The following is a 16,719-nucleotide window of genomic DNA, read 5'->3' as shown; positions in this document are numbered from 1 at the left end:
CGGCTTGATAAGCGACTCTGAAAGAATAAAAAAGACACCGCCATAAGACGGTGTCAAGGGGAGCCCCAGCTCAGAGGCAAACCTGTTGGCAGCCAATTTGGCTGCCTGAATTTTTTAATGGGCACTCGCACCACTGGCACCAACGCCGGTATGAGAGCGCACCAATTGCTGGTCAAACTGTTCGCGTTCCTGTGCGGCAACAGCGGACCGATCCGTTACCGAAAAATACCAGATCGAAATAAAAGCAACCGTGACCGAAAACAAGGCCGGGTATTTATACGGGAAAATTGCGTCGCGGTTCCCCAGAATATCCACCCAGACAATTGGCCCGATAATCACCAGAATGACAGCGGTTAACAGCCCCAACCAACCACCAATCATCGCACCACGGGTTGTCAGCCGACGCCAGTACATGGACAAAAATAACACCGGAAAATTAGCACTGGCAGCAATCGCAAACGCCAACCCAACCATAAATGCAATGTTCTGATGCTCAAACAATAAGCCCAGTAAAATGGCTACCAGCCCAAGTCCCAAAGTGGTGATTTTGGAAATACGCACTTCCTGTTCATCGCTGGCATCCGGATTAAACACATTGGCGTATAAATCATGTGACACGGCAGATGCTCCGGCCAGTGCAAGACCGGAGACCACCGCCAGAATCGTGGCAAAGGCAACCGCGGAGATAAACCCTAAAAACCAGTCGCCACCCACTGCTGCAGAAAGATGGATCGCTGCCATGTTGCTGCCACCAAATATGGCGCCGTCAGCATCAAGAAAATCCGGATTGGTGGAAACCAGAACAATGGCGCCAAAGCCGATAATAAAAGTCAGAACATAAAAGTAGCCAATAAAACCGGTGGCATAGAAAACGGATTTACGGGCTTCTTTAGCATCGGCAACAGTAAAGAAGCGCATCAGAATATGTGGCAAACCGGCAGTGCCAAACATCAATGCAATGCCTAAACTGATAGCCGATACCGGATCGGAAACCAAACCTCCCGGAGCCATAATATCAACGCCGTTTTCATGCACCAGCGTCGCCTGACGGAATAACTCTCCAAGGTCAAAACCCACAGCAGCTAACACCATAAAGGCCATAAAGCTGGCGCCGGATAATAACAATACCGCTTTAATAATCTGCACCCAGGTAGTCGCTAACATACCTCCTAGGCTGACGTATAAAATCATCAGAATTCCCACCAGCACCACAGCGTAGTGATAGGGTAATCCGAATAACAACTGAATCAGTTTTCCCGAGCCAACCATTTGTGCAATCAGGTATAACGAAACCACACATAATGAACCAACGGCAGCCAGGGTCCGGATTTGTTTCTGGCCGAGACGGTAGGAAGCAACATCGGCGAAGGTAAAGCGGCCAAGGTTCCGCAGACGTTCAGCAATTAAAAATAAAATCAGTGGCCAGCCGACTAAAAAGCCAATGGAATAAATCAGGCCATCAAAACCGGATAAATAAACCAGCCCGGAAATTCCCAGAAAAGACGCCGCCGACATATAGTCACCGGCAATGGCTAACCCATTCTGGAAACCGGTGATACCACCACCGGCGGCATAAAAATCGGCAGCAGTCCGGGTTCGGCGACTGGACCAGAAAGTAATGCTCAGGGTCAGCAACACAAAAATCACAAACATACTGATTGCCGACCAGTTACTTTCTGCTGCCGTCTCCGGTGATGCAAACACAGTGGCAGGCAACAGACATACAATGAAAAAGCGAGTCAGAAAACACATCGCAGATTGGTTCACAGACACTCCTCAATAATGCGCTGATTTTCCTCATCAAACTCTGTATTGGCACGTTTGACATAAACCCCGGTTAACAAAAACGACATCACAATAATAAAAATGCCGATGGGGATCCCCCAGGTTGTCACGCTGTGACTGGTAATCGGCGTTGCCAGCACGGAGGGGGCAAAAGCAACTAATAAAATAAATGAGAAATACATTGCCAGAACAACACCCGACAGCTGCCAGGCGAACTTGCGGCGCTTTTCCACCAGACTGAGAAAGTCCGGGTGATTTTTGATTCTCTGGTACACATCCTGCTGCACGGCAAGACTCCACTATTTACTCAATAGTCAGTGTACGCCAGCCATTCACTTTCCCCAGCCGACCAAAGTCGAAACCGCTATTGATAACCCTGATGCAGATCAGTTTCATGCCGCTTCGCCCCAGGATGCACAGACCTTAGTCTTATACTCAGATAATTTGCAGCATAAAGCTGGCCGGATTAGCAGGACTCAGTGCTAAGATTCCATCAGTGCAGCAGCAGTAACGCCTGACAATAATAAGGACAATTATGATTCCAGCATGGCAACTGATATCGATATCGGTACTCTACATTGGTACGTTGTTCTGGGTTGCCTGGTTTGGTGATCGCAGAGCGCATCAGGGTCGTCCGATTCATAACACCGGGGTGGTCTATAGCCTGTCTCTGGCGGTGTATTGCACCTCATGGACCTTCTATGGTGTGGTTGGCCAGGCAGCCACCAGCGGCTGGAGCTTCCTGGCGGTTTATGTTGGCCCTATTTTATTTATGCTGCTGTTCTGGCGCTTGCTCAGCAAAATCATCCGCATCGCCAATGAGAAACGTATTACCTCTATTGCTGACTTTATCGCCACCCGTTACGGTCGTGACCATAGCCTGGCGATTCTGGTGACCCTGGTTGCCATGTTGGGCGTGGTACCCTATATCGCCTTACAGCTGAAAGCCATTACCACCAGTTTTACTCTGATCACAACGCCCCTGGGCAGCGACCCGGCGATCACCGAGTTCTTCTGGCAAGACACCGCTTTTTATATCAGCGCCGCTATGGCGGTATTTGTCATCGTATTCGGTACCCGCGACATTGATGCCAGCGAACAACACCCTGGCATGATGCTGGCGATCGCATTTGAATCCGTCGTGAAGCTGATTGCTTTTATCGCCGTAGGTATCTGGGTCGTTTCCTATTTGTTTGAAAGCCCGATGGACGTTGTTGAACTGGGAGAGAACATCGCCCCGGATCACCCACTGCTCAGCAGCAATGTGATCTCGCTTGCCTTTGTGCTACAGACCTTTCTCGCGGGCCTGGCCATGCTGTGTTTACCTCGTCAGTTCCAGGTCGGCGTGATCGAAAACGAATCCATTCGCCATGTGCGCACAGCCCGCTGGCTGTTCCCTTCTTACCTGGTGCTGATGATGCTGTTTGTGGTGCCCATTGCACTCACCGGCCATCTGTTTATGAAAGACCTCGGCTTTACTCCCGACACCTATGTGCTCAGCCTGCCAGTCTCATTGGGGCAGGATGCGCTTGCTGTGATTGCCTTTATTGGCGGCGGCAGTGCAGCCACCGGCATGATCATTGTGGCAACCATCGCCATCAGTACCATGGTTTCCAACGAACTGATTCTTCCCATGGTGTTCCGCAGCTCGCAGCCCCAAACCGAGCTGCAACAATCGTCCAATGTCCGTACTCTGGTATTAACCGTTCGCCGGCTGGTGATCGTCGCCATGATTTTTGGCTCGTATCTGTTCTATCGCAGTGTTGGCGAGTTTGAATCATTGGCGGCCATTGGCTTGCTGTCTTTCGCCGTGGTTGCCCAGTTTGCGCCGGCCTTAATTGGTGGTCTGGTGTGGCAAGGCGCCAATCATCAGGGCGCTCTGGCAGGGATTATCAGCGGTACCTTTATCTGGTTTTATGCGCTCTTGTTACCCGTCATCAGTAACAGTCCGGGGGAAGCGCTGGGCGCGCCAAGTGTCGCCATGATCAGTGAGAATATGGACGACTTCAGCTTCGGCGTGATTCTCAGTCTGGCGGTTAACCTCAGCTGTTTTATATTTTTCTCGGTGGTCACCAATGCATCGGTGCGCGAGCGTATGCTGGCCAGTGATTTCAGCAGCACCAAAGCCCTGCAAAACAACAAAATCGCCCCCAGCTTTGACTGTAAAGTGGATGACGTACGCGTCGTACTGGAACGGGTATTAGGCTTCCAGAAAACCGACTCCTTCTTCAGCGATTACCAGAAACGTCATGGCGTTCAGTACGACCATGCACAATCTTCCAACGAGTTGTTGTACGAAGCGGAAAAAACCCTCGCGTCGGTGGTTGGCGCCTCCTCTGCCCGGGTGATCTTTTCCACGTTATTGGGTGGTGAACAAATTCAGATCCGGGACCTGGCCTTTATCGCCAGTGAAGCCAGCCAGGCATTCTCAATGAGCCGCGAACAATTACAGGCCGTTGTCGAAAATCTGCACCAGGGTGTCAGCGTGGTTGACCGTCACCTCAACCTGGTTGCCTGGAACAGCCGGTATCAACAACTGTTTGATTATCCACCCGGGTTTATCCACGTGGGCAAACCGATTCAGGAAGTAATCGGGTTTAATGCCCGGCGTGGTTTCTGTGGCCCGGGTGATATCGAACATCAGATCAGTCGCCGTATGACATTCCTGCGCAACGGTTCGTCACATCAGTTCGAGCGCTCACTGCCAAATGGCCTGGTGATTTCAATGCAGGGACACCCGATGCCAGACGGCGGTTTTGTCACCAGTTTTACCGACATTACAGCTCACCGTAAGGCGGAGCAGGCATTGAAGCAGGCCAATATCAAGCTGGAACGCCGGGTAGAAGAAAGCAGCCAGGAATTGGAAGACCTGACTTCTCAGCTGATTGAAGCCAATACCAGCAAGAGCCGCTTCCTTGCAGCCACGGGTCATGATCTGATGCAGCCACTCAATGCCGCCAAGTTGTTTGCCTCAACGCTGGCACAACATCAGCTCAGTGATGAGCAACGCCAGCTATTGGAACACCTCGAAGGCTCGCTGCAATCATCAGAAGACGTGTTATCCATTCTGGTTGAGATTTCTAAACTGGATGCCGGAGCCATGGAGCCGGATGTTCATCCCATCAATCTCAGCGCCGTACTCAAGCCACTACGAGACGAATTTACGGCACTGGCAGCGGATAAAGGCCTGGAACTGCGTTTCCGCGATTGCAATCACTGGGTCATCAGTGACGCTCACTGGTTACGCCGCATCATCCAGAACCTTCTCAGTAATGCCGTACGTTATACCCAAAGCGGTGGCGTATTGCTTAACTGCCGTAAACGTGGCGATCAGCTGTCGATTGAAGTCTGGGATACAGGCCCGGGGATTCCGAAAGAAAAACTGGGAGAGATATTCGGCGAATTTAAACGACTGAATCAGGAGAGCCAGGACACCAAAGGGTTAGGTCTCGGCCTGGCGATTGTCGAACGTATGGCAACACAAATGGGCCACAACATCGAAGTTAAATCCTGTGTTGGTAAGGGTACCCGTTTTAGCGTCACCCTATCACTGACCGACGCTGTACAGCAGGCTGAGCAACCGAAAATGCAAATGGCAGCCGGATCGGGCAGCTTTGAAGGCATGCAAACCTTCTGCATCGATAATGATCCGGAAGTGCTGGCGGGTATGAATGCTTTGCTGAACAGTTGGAAGTGTGACGTCTACAGCTGCAGCGATATAGCCTCTGCTATGGAGGTTCCGTTTAAGCCAGAAATTATGCTCTGTGATTACCAGCTCGATAATGACGAAACCGGTATTCAGACCATGACACTGTTACGGGAGAAGTTTAACGATGCAGAATTGCCGGGTATTTTAATATCGGCTGATCCGCGTCCTGAAGTTGCCGAAGAGGCAAAAAACCTGGGCTTTTATTTCCTCAGCAAACCGGTACGCCCGGCTGCGCTGCGGGCATTAATCAGGCGCCTGGTGAAAAAGTAAGGATCAGAACTGTGACAGGGCTTTTTTGACCAGGCCCTGTTCACAACGGCCGTGATATTCCATCCAGTGTAAAGTATTTCCGGCCAGTACCACACTGCCAGAAACCACCAGCGATGCTGCGGGAACGCCAATCAGAACGACCAAACAAAGTTCTGGAGTAGTGTCGCTACAATCAAATGCGCCAAGAGATTTAGATTCTAACGTCATCTTCCTGGTCACCATCTGACACTTCTTCATATAATCCTGATCAGCTTCAACTTTGGGGTAAAAAGCACAACCATTGATAAAACTGACCAGAAAAAGAAGCAACACCTTACGGGTCAGATTCATTTCCATTCCTTCGGAAGCCCTATTAACTATCAGCGCATTATAATCGAATTAATCAACAAGAAATGTGCAGTCAGGCCCATTTTACCGACAGATAAAAATCAGATACAAAAATGCCGCTTTGACTAGAAGACAAAGCGGCATTTTTAAGTTAACGGCTGCTAACCCTGCGCAATCTGCGCATCTGGTCTTTCGATATCCAGTGCTTGTACCGCAATCACGGCCTGAGTCCGGGTACGTACACCCAACTTACGGAAGATCGCCGTGACGTGTGCCTTGATGGTCGCTTCACTGACTTCCAGATCGTAAGCAATCTGTTTGTTCAGCATGCCTTCGGTCATCATGGTTAATACCCGGAATTGCTGCGGCGTCAGACTGGCCAGGCGTTCGGCCATATCCAGCGCTTGCTGATCCGGCTGATGCTGATGACGTCGGGCGTCTTCAGGCAGATAAATATCTCCCTGTAACACCAGCTCGATGGCTTCGGCGATGCTTTCCAGTGGTGAAGATTTAGCGATGTAACCCGAGGCTTCGTGATCAATCGCCTGACACATAATCGCCGGATCTTCGCACGCTGATACAACGATTACCGGGATTTCCGGGAAGTGGGAACGTAAAAATACCAGCCCTGAGTAACCGTGGGCGCCCGGCATTTGTAGGTCCAGTAAAACTAAATCAGCATCTTTATGCTGCTCTACCAGTTGTTGTAGTTCCGGCAGTGATTCTGCCTGTTCAATCGTGACATCCGGTACCAGTTGTTTTACCGCCTGCTGCATCGCAGTCCGAAACAATGGGTGATCATCAGCGATAATTATTTTTTTTGCGAGCTGCATAGTTCCCCTCCTGCTCATCAGCCTTTATTGTGGCACTTTTTCAGCAAAGCGCGACCGTTACTTTGAGTTCGTTTTCCGGCTGATTCAAAAAACAAAAGCTACTCAGATGATATACCTGAGTAGCTTTGCACTTCACTTCGTAAAACTGCCCGTTTTAACCGCGGTTCATACGGTTTTCGACCAGAACATCCACCACCGACGGGTCAGCCAGTGTCGAAGTATCACCCAGAGCATCATGCTCATTAGCGGCGATCTTACGCAGGATACGACGCATGATTTTGCCTGAGCGGGTTTTTGGCAGCCCTGGCGTGATCTGAATCAGATCGGGTGTTGCCACCGGACCAATCTCCTGACGCACCCAGCCGCGCAGTTCCTGCGCCAGCTCGTCACTGGCTTCTTCACCGGCATTCAGGGTTACGTACACATAAATGCCCTGACCTTTAATGTCATGCGGATAACCCACAACAGCAGCCTCAGCAACTTTTTCATGGGCAACCAACGCGCTTTCTACTTCTGCGGTTCCCATACGGTGACCAGAAACATTGATTACGTCATCAACACGACCGGTAATCCAGTAGTAGCCGTCGTCGTCACGACGTGCGCCGTCACCGGTAAAATACATGCCACGGAAGGTTGAGAAGTAGGTTTGAACAAAGCGCTCGTGGTCACCATATACGGTACGCGCCTGGCCCGGCCAGCTATCAACCATCACAAGATTGCCGTCGGTGGCACCGTCCAGCAGCATACCGGAGTTATCCACCAGCGCAGGCTGTACACCAAAGAACGGACGGGTTGCAGAACCTGGTTTCATATCCGTTGCACCAGGCAGTGGTGTAATCATGATGCCGCCGGTTTCAGTCTGCCACCAAGTATCAACAATCGGGCAACGCTCTTCACCCACGGTGCGGTAATACCACTCCCAGGCTTCCGGGTTAATCGGCTCACCCACAGAACCCAACAGACGTAATGACTCTCGGTGGGTTTCTTCAATTGCTGCACTGCCCTCTGCCATCAGAGAACGAATAGCGGTTGGTGCAGTGTAAAGGATATTAACCTGATGCTTATCAACGATCTGAGATACGCGGTTAATAGACGGGTAATTCGGTACTCCTTCGCACATCAGCGTGATACCGCCATTGGCCAGCGGTCCGTACAACAGATAGGTATGACCGGTAATCCAGCCGACATCGGCGGTACACCAATACACATCGCCGTCGTGATAATCGAATACATACTGGTGCGTAATCGAAGCCCACACCATATAACCGCCGGTGGTATGTACCACACCTTTTGGTTTACCCGTGGAACCCGAGGTATAGAGAATAAACAGCGGATCTTCGGCATTCATTTCTTCTGCCGGGCAGTTTGGTGAAGCCAGAGCGACCAGCTCTTCGTACCAGACGTCGCGATTCGCATCCCAGGCAACGTCCGCACCAGTGCGTTTAACAACAATCACTTTTTCCAGACAAGAGACATTTGGGTTGCTCAGCGCTTCATCGACGTTCGCCTTAAGTGGTACAGAGCGGCCAGCACGAACACCTTCATCGGCTGTTACGACGATTTTTGCGTTACTGTCTTCAATACGACCTGCGAGGGCATCCGGAGAGAAGCCACCAAATACGACCGAATGAATAGCACCGATACGGGTACATGCCAGCATCGCAACGGCAGCTTCCGGGATCATTGGCATATAGATGCAGACAACATCGCCACGCTGAACACCCTGGCTACGTAATGCGTTGGCAAAACGAGACACCTGCTCGTGTAATTCGCGGTAGGTAATGTGCTTATCCTGATCCGGTTCATCACCTTCCCAGATAATTGCAGTCTGATCACCACGCTCTTCCAGGTGACGGTCCAGACAGTTAACCGAAGCGTTTAAGGTACCGTCTTCAAACCAACGAATATCAACGTTGTGATCATCAAAGGAAACATTGCGAACCTTAGTAAACGGGCGCATCCAGTCGATACGCTGCTCAGCCTGTTCGCGCCAGAAACCCTCTGGGTTGATCACAGACTGCTGATACATCTGCTGGTACTTTTCGTTATTAATCCATGCCGAGTCAGAGAACTCAGGCTTTACCGGATAGACATTCTGATCGCTCATAGCGTGTCCCCTACTTGATTAGATTTGCCGTGCGGGTATCACGGTTGTTGTTTTTCTTGTTCTTCATATTGGTCACGGCTGGCTATTCCCAAAATTAGACAATGGTCTATTCACGCAAGCAGTCATCAACAGGTGCTAAGTACTTATACCTAGAAGCCACTACTTTTCGACCTTTGGCTAATTTCAACAGGGGGAACCCGTGCACCATAGTGGTGATGCACAACAATGATAAACGGAGAGCGAACATGCGCAAGACCCCCCTAATCCTGATGGCAGCTGCCCTGCCAATGGCTGTAAACGCAGCAAACACTGAATTTTCTTATGGCGGCTACGTCAAGCTGGATGCCACTATCAGCCAGTACTCTGAAGGCGAGATAGGTGCAGCAAGCGCTGGTCGTGACTTCTATGTACCATCGACTATCCCGACCAGCCCAAAAGGCACCGACGGCGATTCAGTAACCAACTTCGATATTCACGCCAAAACTTCTCGTTTTAATTTCAAAACCGTTACCGATTTTGAAAATGGCCAGAAAATCACTAGCTTTATCGAATTAGACTTCATGCTGGCACCGGGTGGTAACGAAGTTGTATCTAACTCGTACAACCCACGTCTGCGTCATGCTTTCATCAAAACCGGCAACTGGTTGTTCGGTCAGACTTGGTCGACCTTTATGAACGTTGGCGCACTGCCGGAAACTGCTGACTTCCTGGGTGTGAGTGACGGTACCGTATTCAGCCGCCAAGCGATGATTCGTTACACCAATGGTAACTTCCAGTTCGCATTAGAGAACTCAGAGACCACCACACCTGGTGCTAACGATGACGGTACTCTGCCTGACGTAGTAGCACGTTATAACTTCAAAGCCGGTAAAAATGCCTTCACCGTTGCAGCTATCGGCCGCCAGCTGAGCACATACACAGCTGCAAACGGCAACACTCCAAAAGTTGATGAGTCTACTCTGGGCTTTGGTATCAGCTTATCCGGTAAGATCGCCGTTGGTGCCGACGATATTAAATTTGCGGTAAACAAAGGTGCCATCGGCCGTTACGTTGGCCTGAGTGAAGCTGCCGATGCCGTGATGAAAGACGGCGACCTGGAAGCTACCGATGTGACCGCAGCATTTATTGGCTACCGCCACTTCTGGAACAGCCAACTGCGCAGCACCGTGGCTTACTCCATGCTGAAAGCGGATTACGATGTCGACAACACTGGCGATACCGAGTCTTCTAACAGCGTTCGTGTAAACCTGATGTACTCTCCGGTTAAGAAGCTGACCTATGGCGTTGAATTAAGCCAGGCAACTCACAAACTGGACAATGATGCTGAAGGCGATCTGACTCGCGTTCACTTCACAACGAAATACGCGTTCTAAGCGATATTTCAGTTAAAAAAATAGCGGCCAATGAGCCGCTATTTTTTTGCCCGTCAGAAAGAAAGGCAACAAAAACCCTACCAACACCTTGCAAGCACCATCGTACCAGGTTTACTATCTGACCTTCTCTTCAGAAGCCACTGCGTTCCAACAGTGTAAATTACGATTCCTCGTAACAACTTTTACATAATTTAACATCTTTATTTCAACCTGACTTTCTTGCGAATCGGTGACAATAATCGTCACATACTCCCGATTATTGACGCTATTTTTGCGTCAGAAACGCGTTTTATGCCCTATTTATGCCTCAATCCCCTGTTTTAGCTAAGCTTTTTGTATTAGATGAAAATAATCCCACTAAATCATAGGCTTAGCGCAACTCCTTTCCAGCTATTACGCGCCTCGTCGGCAAATTGACTGTTCCATGGCGGGGCCATACCATTCCGTAATTGCGCAAAATTACCAACGGTAACAGTTGATTTTTTTGAACCTACGTACAGGAATTACGATTTGGTACACAGCATCACGATTCACAGCGACAACGCATCGCAGCAGTGGCTCGGCTTTTACAAGCTGACCGCTCAGGGGTTCGTGTGGCTGTTTTTTGTGACCATATCCCTGTCTGCCAACGCTGAAGAAGAAATCCTGTTACGAGAGAGCTTCGCCGGTAATATCTCGTTTCTGCTCACAGGTAATACCATGCGAGCCAATAATGAGTGCACTAACTTAGGCAGCAGCAGTGCATCTCTTGATCTGCAAAGTGGTCAGCAAGTTAAAGCTGCATTCCTGTTCTGGTCAGGTTCAGGAACACCAGATACCTCTGTGCAACTCAACGGCAGCATCGTTAATTCTCAGTACACATATACGGAAAACATCAACGGTTACGAGTTCTACAGCTCGAAAGCAGATGTGACTTCGCTTATTACGGGTGGTGGCAGTTATCAGGTGAGCAATCTTGATTACGCTCGCAGCTTCTACTGCAGCGGCAATATTGCATACGGTGGCTGGGCTCTGGTTGTTATTTATGAGACATCGGAAGAGCCACTCAGAGTTATTAACATTTTTGACGGCTTTCAGCGCTTTCAGGGGAACCAAATTACGTTAATTCCCAATAACTTTGTGATCGCAGACAACCCTTCAGCCAAAGGCGGCAAACACGCTCATATCACCTGGGAAGGCGACCCATTTAACAGCAGAGCCAATGGGTTTGGCGAAGACTTAGTATTTAACGGAGTTCATTTATCTGACGCTAATAATCCGCTAGAAGCGCAATTCAACTCCTATTCCAATGCGACTGACCAGTTTACCAGCGGTGTAGACCTCGATATTTATCCGATAGGTAATTATCTGACTGCCGGTGCCACCAGTGTTACAACAACATATTCTTCAGGCGGTGACTGGGTATTCCTGACGGCTGAAGTTATCAGCGTGCCAAACCAAGAAATCGCGGACCTTTCTATCTCATCGTTATCGTCAAGCAATGCACTGGTTAACAGTCAAACTTCCATCGACTTAACCCTGAGCAATAATGGTCCAAATGCCACACTGGCGAATTCACAGATTCAGTTCACGCTACCAACCGGTTTATCGTTAAATTCTCAAACCGGCAGCGGTTGGACATGTGCCGCGGCATCCAGCTTGGTGACCTGTACGTATGCGCCGGTAATTAACAGCAACACCCAGAGTACAGATCTTTCTATTATCCTGAATACAACCGTGGCTGCTGTTGGCACTCACAACATTCAGGTGACGGCCAGCAATAATCAATTCGATAATATTCAGTTTAACAACAGTGCGACAACCAGTTTTGACGTCAGTGCTATTGACCTGAGCATATCCAGTAAACAGGTAACTGACCTGAATGGTGGAGCGATCGAAGCCGGGGATATTCTGCGTTACACCTTCAACTTAAATGAAGCCAACGGTGCCAGTCTGAGCGGAGTGATTCTTGAGGATATATTCCAGGATGCATTCAGTGAGATTGTTGTTGTCTCTTCTCAGGGAGGTTCAACAGGACCCTTTAACGGCAATACATTCACTCGCTCAGGTATAACCATTCCTGCCGGCGTTAACAATTCGATTAAAATTGAAATCGATGCCGTTATTAAAAATGATATAGCCGCCGGAACAGTGATCAGCAATAGCGCATCGTTAAGCATTAGTGACGGTCAACATTGGATTCAGGCGCCAGACCTGACGGTTGCTGCAAGCTTTACCGCTGAGCCGGGCAATAAAGCATTATATTTAAATAACAACAGCTCCATGACACGTACACTTTATGGTGCATTGCCAGAGGTTATTCTAGCGCGTGGTGGATCACGAAGCTGGATTATCACCCCGGCTCTTGAAAAAGATTTGTTATTGTCGCCAACCGCTAAAGGGATTGTTGTCAGACTGCATTTGCGTCATACAGGTTCCAATCGTAAAGGGCGAATTGGCCAAATCCGACGCAATCACGATATTACTTTCCAGCTGGAAAAAAGTGATGGCACGGTATTAGCCAGTGCCATACGTGATCGGGTTTTACCTCGGGATCAGCAAGCAACGGTATTTGATTTTCATATTCCTTACACCATTGCCGCACCAACTACTGAAGATTTAACCATCCCAGCGGGAGAGACTTTAACTCTCAGAATTACTCAGGATCTGATGTCCAACCCTGACAACGGTTCCAGTGTTCAGGATGGCATGGCTATTAGGATTAACGACGGCTTTGATACATCAAAACTGATTCTTCCAGTCAGCAACGTGATTAAGGTTGAGCAGCTTCAATTCTTCGATAAACCGTTCAGTGATGATACCCGCCAAACGATCAGCCGAAGCAATCTGAATCAGAGCATTTATATTAATGCGCTGGTTTCTGATCCGTTTGGTCGTTTTGATATCACCTCTGCCAATATCGCTATCAATGATGCGGCTGATGAAGAAATACTGGCAGCAACAAATATGACGGTTGCCGACGATACCATTTTGGGTCAAAAAACCTACGAGTACAGTTACAGCATTCCAGCTTCAATTAATAATCCGGGCGACTGGACATTCAGCGTTACAGCAAACGAAGGCACAGAAAATGAAATCAGCCATCAGCTGCAACAACTTATTGAGATTCGTCAACTTCTGCCCAACGTTACGCTGACAAAATCATCATCGGTAGTTAACGACCCTATTAATGGTTCAAATAACCCCAAAGCGATCCCGGGTGCTGAAGTGGTATATCAATTGCTGGCAATTAATTCCGGGGAAGGTAGTCCGGATTCTGACACTCTGATTATTGATGAACAAATTCCTGAAGATTTACCGCTATTTGTTGGCGACCTGACTAATGCTGGTCCGGTCGATTTTATCGACGGCACTTCACCCGATGACAGCGGTTTAAGTTTTACTTTTATTTCGTTAGATGCCGCAAATGACGACATCGATTTTTCGAATGATGACGGAAATACGTTCAGTTATACCCCTACCGCTTCCGGTGATGGCTATGACAGCAACGTAACTCATATCCGCTTAAAGCCGAAAGGAATCTTTAAGGCCGCGGACAGTACTCAGCCACAGTTTCAATTTAACTATAAAGTGAAGGTTCAATAAGGAGAAACCTATGAAGAACCTGGTAAAAACAGCCTTGTTTGTTTTAGGAAGTGTTGCATCTGCTGCCGCACTCTCTGCGACGAAAGCAGGTACAGAAATTACGAACACTGCAATCGCCACATATGATATTCCCGGGGGTAGCTCAGGAGTTACGGCAACCAGTGAAGCAAAATTTAAGGTACTGGAGTTAATTGAGGTAAATGTTACTTCGAATAACCAAGGTAACCAAACTGTTGACGCTGGTGATAATGATCAAGCTTTGTCCTATAAAATCACTAATAATGGTAATGATGAAGAAGTATTTACTATTAGAGTGACGAACGAATCAGGGGACAACTTCGATGTAACAAATATAAGGATCTTTATTGATGCTGATGGCGATGGTGTATATGACGCAGGAGAGCAAGACATTACTGCGACCCCGGATATTACCTTAGCAATGGGCGCAAAACAGGACATCGTTGTTCTGACCAATATCCCAGGAGGAGCTACATCAGGACAACAGAGCAAGCTGAAAGTAGAAGCTAGTTCAAAAACCAGCGGCGCAACAACAGCAAACAAGGGGACATTATTACCAACTGGAGAGGTTGTTGGTAATAACCCATTCCACAGCGAAACAGATACCTTTGTTATTGGCGTACCAACTACTCCTTTGGCAGTAAATATCAACAAAACCATTCTGCAGATTGAAGATCCTTTCCACAAAGGTAACCCTTCTGCTCCAGGTGGTGTTAACCAGTACGTGCCGGGTTCCATCGTTACCTATCAGATTGCTGTTTCTGTAACGGGTTCTACCGGTTCGGTAAACAACTTAGTAATTACCGACCAGATTCCGAATGAAATGACTTTTGTTACTGCCGCTGGCACTTTCACAGTATCTAAAAATGGTGCGGTTGCTACGTCATTAACGCCGGAGTTCAACAAAGCTTCACCAGCTTCATCATCCGCAGACGACCAGGGCGAATTCAAAGACGGCGACGTTATTGTGAATCTTGGTACTGCTAACGCGGGTGACAACTTCAACATCCAGCTTCAAGCTGAAATTAAATAAGGAAAGCAACATGCGTTTTCTGTTAACAGCCTTATTATTTTTACCTGCTTTTGCATTTGCCCAGGTTACTCTGGTGACGGAAGCCTTTAAAATTGTTCCCGTTCAGAACGGTGATGGCTCTGTGTCAGAAAAATGGGTAGCTGCCGAAGAAATCATTCCCGGTGATAAAGTGGGTTACAAAATTTCTTACCAGAATACCGGTGATCAGCCAGCGACTGGCGTAGTGATTAATAACCCGGTACCGGCAAACACTTTGTACGTGGCTAACAGCGCTGATGGTGCTGGTAGCCAGATCACTTATTCTGCGGATTCAGGCAATAACTTTGCCAGTACTGCTGAATTAGTCGTTGTTAAAGACGGCAAAACCCGAAAAGCTCGCGCCGAAGATATCACCCACATCCGCTGGACGCTGCCAGAAGCAGTTGCGCCGAAAGCAAGCGGTTCAGTGGAATTTCAAGTGCGTGTGAAATAACTCCTAGGAGACAATAACGATGAAACTAAGAAATATGGTCGCACCGGTGGTCTTCGGTGCATTAAGTTTAGCAGTGGTGAATGCCAATGCTGCTAACACAGAAGCTGGTTTAACCATCACAAATACTGCAACACTGAACTATAACGTTAACTCTGTTCCACAAACAGAAGTGGAAGCAAGTGATAACGTATTAGTCGATGTTAAAGCTGACTTTACCTTAAACAGAACAGACGATACGCCATCGGCTACCTCATCTGTAAAAACTGTAGCATCTAAGAACTATTACGTAGTGGGTGAGTACTTGCTACAGAACACTGGTAACACAGATGCTCACTTCGAGTTCAACGCAGTAAATACAGCAGACGATCACGCGATCTTATCGTTGGGAGATACGTCTACTGCGAACAATGCCAACACTAAAGACGACAATAATGCTGCGTTTATTGTGTTTGCTGAGAATGATAGCACTACGGGTTTAAGTGCAGGTGATACGCTGATCGCAAGTGCTGCCCAGCTGTCTTTACTAAAAGACTCCGCAGTGAAAAACATCTATGTTGCAGTTGAAACTCAGAATATTCTGGGTGTGAACGATGACCTGTTTGGCGTTGATTTAACTGTAGATCTGGCCGCTGTAGATATTCGCAAAAGCAATACTCCAGCAGATGGTAAGGATAATGTTGATACAAGCACTGTTGCACATAACGCCTCAACCACAGTGACTGCCGGATCAGTATCGATTGTTTATGCAGATTCTGGCAATGACCATGTTGTGAGCGTCTCTGACGTGTTACGTGCCAGCTTCCCTGACTTCACTCCAAACCCTGGCAACCCGAGCAGCAGCGGTTTCTTAAAAGAATCTGAGGTCGTTTGGGACCCAATTAATAAAGCGGTTTCAGCCAAAGCAATTCCGGGTGCAATTGTTAAATACACCATCACATTGCGCAACCTCGGTTCCATTGCTGCAGTTGATGTAGCAGTTGCGGATAGTGCGCCAACTGATACTACTTTCTGTAATGTAGCTACTACAACTGCTGACCCAGACAATGTCTGCCTGGATCCAAGTGTTACAGACACCATTATCTCTGGCTCAGAAACCAAAGTTGACGGTGTTTTAGACGGTACAGCAAGTGACAACGTAAAATTTGATTACGCAACGTTCCCAGCAGGGCAACAAAGTGTGATCACTTTTTATGCAATTATTGATTAA

General features: G+C 48.4%; 11 protein-coding genes. 6 read left to right on the top strand and 5 right to left on the bottom strand.

Going from position 1 to position 16,719, the window contains the following annotated elements; genetic code table 11:
- Positions 1-114: 114 nt before the first annotated feature.
- Positions 115-1,767: a cation acetate symporter gene (locus tag ACOQOZ_RS19980; RefSeq protein ID WP_420589915.1), complete on the bottom strand. Its 1,653-nt coding sequence runs from the start codon at positions 1,765-1,767 to the stop codon at positions 115-117.
- Entirely contained in the window at positions 1,764-2,072 is a 309-nt protein-coding gene (locus ACOQOZ_RS19975) for a DUF485 domain-containing protein (protein ID WP_420589914.1), read from the bottom strand. The genes ACOQOZ_RS19980 and ACOQOZ_RS19975 overlap by 4 nt, the downstream gene beginning before the upstream one ends.
- 248 nt (positions 2,073-2,320) lie before the next feature.
- Here ACOQOZ_RS19975 and ACOQOZ_RS19970 point away from each other — a divergent pair, with 248 nt between their 5' ends.
- Positions 2,321-5,764: a PAS domain-containing hybrid sensor histidine kinase/response regulator gene (locus tag ACOQOZ_RS19970; RefSeq protein ID WP_420589913.1), complete on the top strand. Its 3,444-nt coding sequence runs from the start codon at positions 2,321-2,323 to the stop codon at positions 5,762-5,764.
- A gap of 3 nt (positions 5,765-5,767) precedes the next feature.
- Here the strand turns inward: ACOQOZ_RS19970 and ACOQOZ_RS19965 are convergent, their stop codons facing one another.
- From ACOQOZ_RS19965 to acs, 3 genes are all read right to left on the bottom strand, one after another.
- Positions 5,768-6,094: a hypothetical protein gene (locus tag ACOQOZ_RS19965; protein ID WP_420589912.1), complete on the bottom strand. Its 327-nt coding sequence runs from the start codon at positions 6,092-6,094 to the stop codon at positions 5,768-5,770.
- A gap of 158 nt (positions 6,095-6,252) precedes the next feature.
- Positions 6,253-6,924, bottom strand: coding sequence for a response regulator (locus tag ACOQOZ_RS19960; protein WP_420589911.1), 672 nt, complete (start codon positions 6,922-6,924; stop codon positions 6,253-6,255).
- Between the two features lie 154 nt (positions 6,925-7,078).
- Positions 7,079-9,031: an acetate--CoA ligase gene (acs, locus tag ACOQOZ_RS19955; RefSeq protein WP_420589910.1), complete on the bottom strand. Its 1,953-nt coding sequence runs from the start codon at positions 9,029-9,031 to the stop codon at positions 7,079-7,081.
- A 245-nt stretch (positions 9,032-9,276) separates the two neighbouring features.
- Here acs and ACOQOZ_RS19950 point away from each other — a divergent pair, with 245 nt between their 5' ends.
- From ACOQOZ_RS19950 to ACOQOZ_RS19930, 5 genes are all read left to right on the top strand, one after another.
- Positions 9,277-10,404 carry a DcaP family trimeric outer membrane transporter gene (locus tag ACOQOZ_RS19950; RefSeq protein WP_420589909.1) on the top strand — a complete coding sequence of 376 codons (1,128 nt, stop codon included), beginning with the start codon at positions 9,277-9,279 and terminating at the stop codon, positions 10,402-10,404.
- Between the two features lie 510 nt (positions 10,405-10,914).
- Positions 10,915-13,989, top strand: coding sequence for a hypothetical protein (locus ACOQOZ_RS19945; RefSeq protein ID WP_420589908.1), 3,075 nt, complete (start codon positions 10,915-10,917; stop codon positions 13,987-13,989).
- Positions 13,990-13,999: 10 nt separating this feature from the next.
- Positions 14,000-15,040, top strand: a complete 1,041-nt coding sequence (locus ACOQOZ_RS19940) for a hypothetical protein (protein WP_420589907.1) — start codon at positions 14,000-14,002, stop codon at positions 15,038-15,040.
- 10 nt (positions 15,041-15,050) lie between these two features.
- On the top strand, positions 15,051-15,512 hold the full coding sequence (locus tag ACOQOZ_RS19935; protein WP_420589906.1) for a hypothetical protein: 462 nt from the start codon (positions 15,051-15,053) through the stop codon (positions 15,510-15,512).
- A gap of 19 nt (positions 15,513-15,531) precedes the next feature.
- Complete coding sequence (locus ACOQOZ_RS19930) at positions 15,532-16,719, top strand: hypothetical protein (RefSeq protein ID WP_420589905.1); 1,188 nt, start codon at positions 15,532-15,534, stop codon at positions 16,717-16,719.

This window comes from Bacterioplanoides sp., from assembly GCF_965219715.1.
Classification (GTDB): domain Bacteria; phylum Pseudomonadota; class Gammaproteobacteria; order Pseudomonadales; family Oceanobacteraceae; genus Bacterioplanoides.
This window is presented reverse-complemented; position numbering and strand designations above follow the sequence as displayed.

What these genes read in the sequence shown, in the direction of transcription:
- ACOQOZ_RS19970 (WP_420589913.1), top strand. Translation starts at nt 2,321, where the DNA reads ATGATTCCAGCATGGCAACTGATATCGATATCGGTACTCTACATTGGT.
- ACOQOZ_RS19965 (WP_420589912.1), bottom strand. Translation starts at nt 6,094, where the DNA reads ATGAATCTGACCCGTAAGGTGTTGCTTCTTTTTCTGGTCAGTTTTATC.
- ACOQOZ_RS19960 (WP_420589911.1), bottom strand. Translation starts at nt 6,924, where the DNA reads ATGCAGCTCGCAAAAAAAATAATTATCGCTGATGATCACCCATTGTTT.
- acs (WP_420589910.1), bottom strand. Translation starts at nt 9,031, where the DNA reads ATGAGCGATCAGAATGTCTATCCGGTAAAGCCTGAGTTCTCTGACTCG.
- ACOQOZ_RS19950 (WP_420589909.1), top strand. Translation starts at nt 9,277, where the DNA reads ATGCGCAAGACCCCCCTAATCCTGATGGCAGCTGCCCTGCCAATGGCT.
- ACOQOZ_RS19940 (WP_420589907.1), top strand. Translation starts at nt 14,000, where the DNA reads ATGAAGAACCTGGTAAAAACAGCCTTGTTTGTTTTAGGAAGTGTTGCA.
- ACOQOZ_RS19935 (WP_420589906.1), top strand. Translation starts at nt 15,051, where the DNA reads ATGCGTTTTCTGTTAACAGCCTTATTATTTTTACCTGCTTTTGCATTT.
- ACOQOZ_RS19930 (WP_420589905.1), top strand. Translation starts at nt 15,532, where the DNA reads ATGAAACTAAGAAATATGGTCGCACCGGTGGTCTTCGGTGCATTAAGT.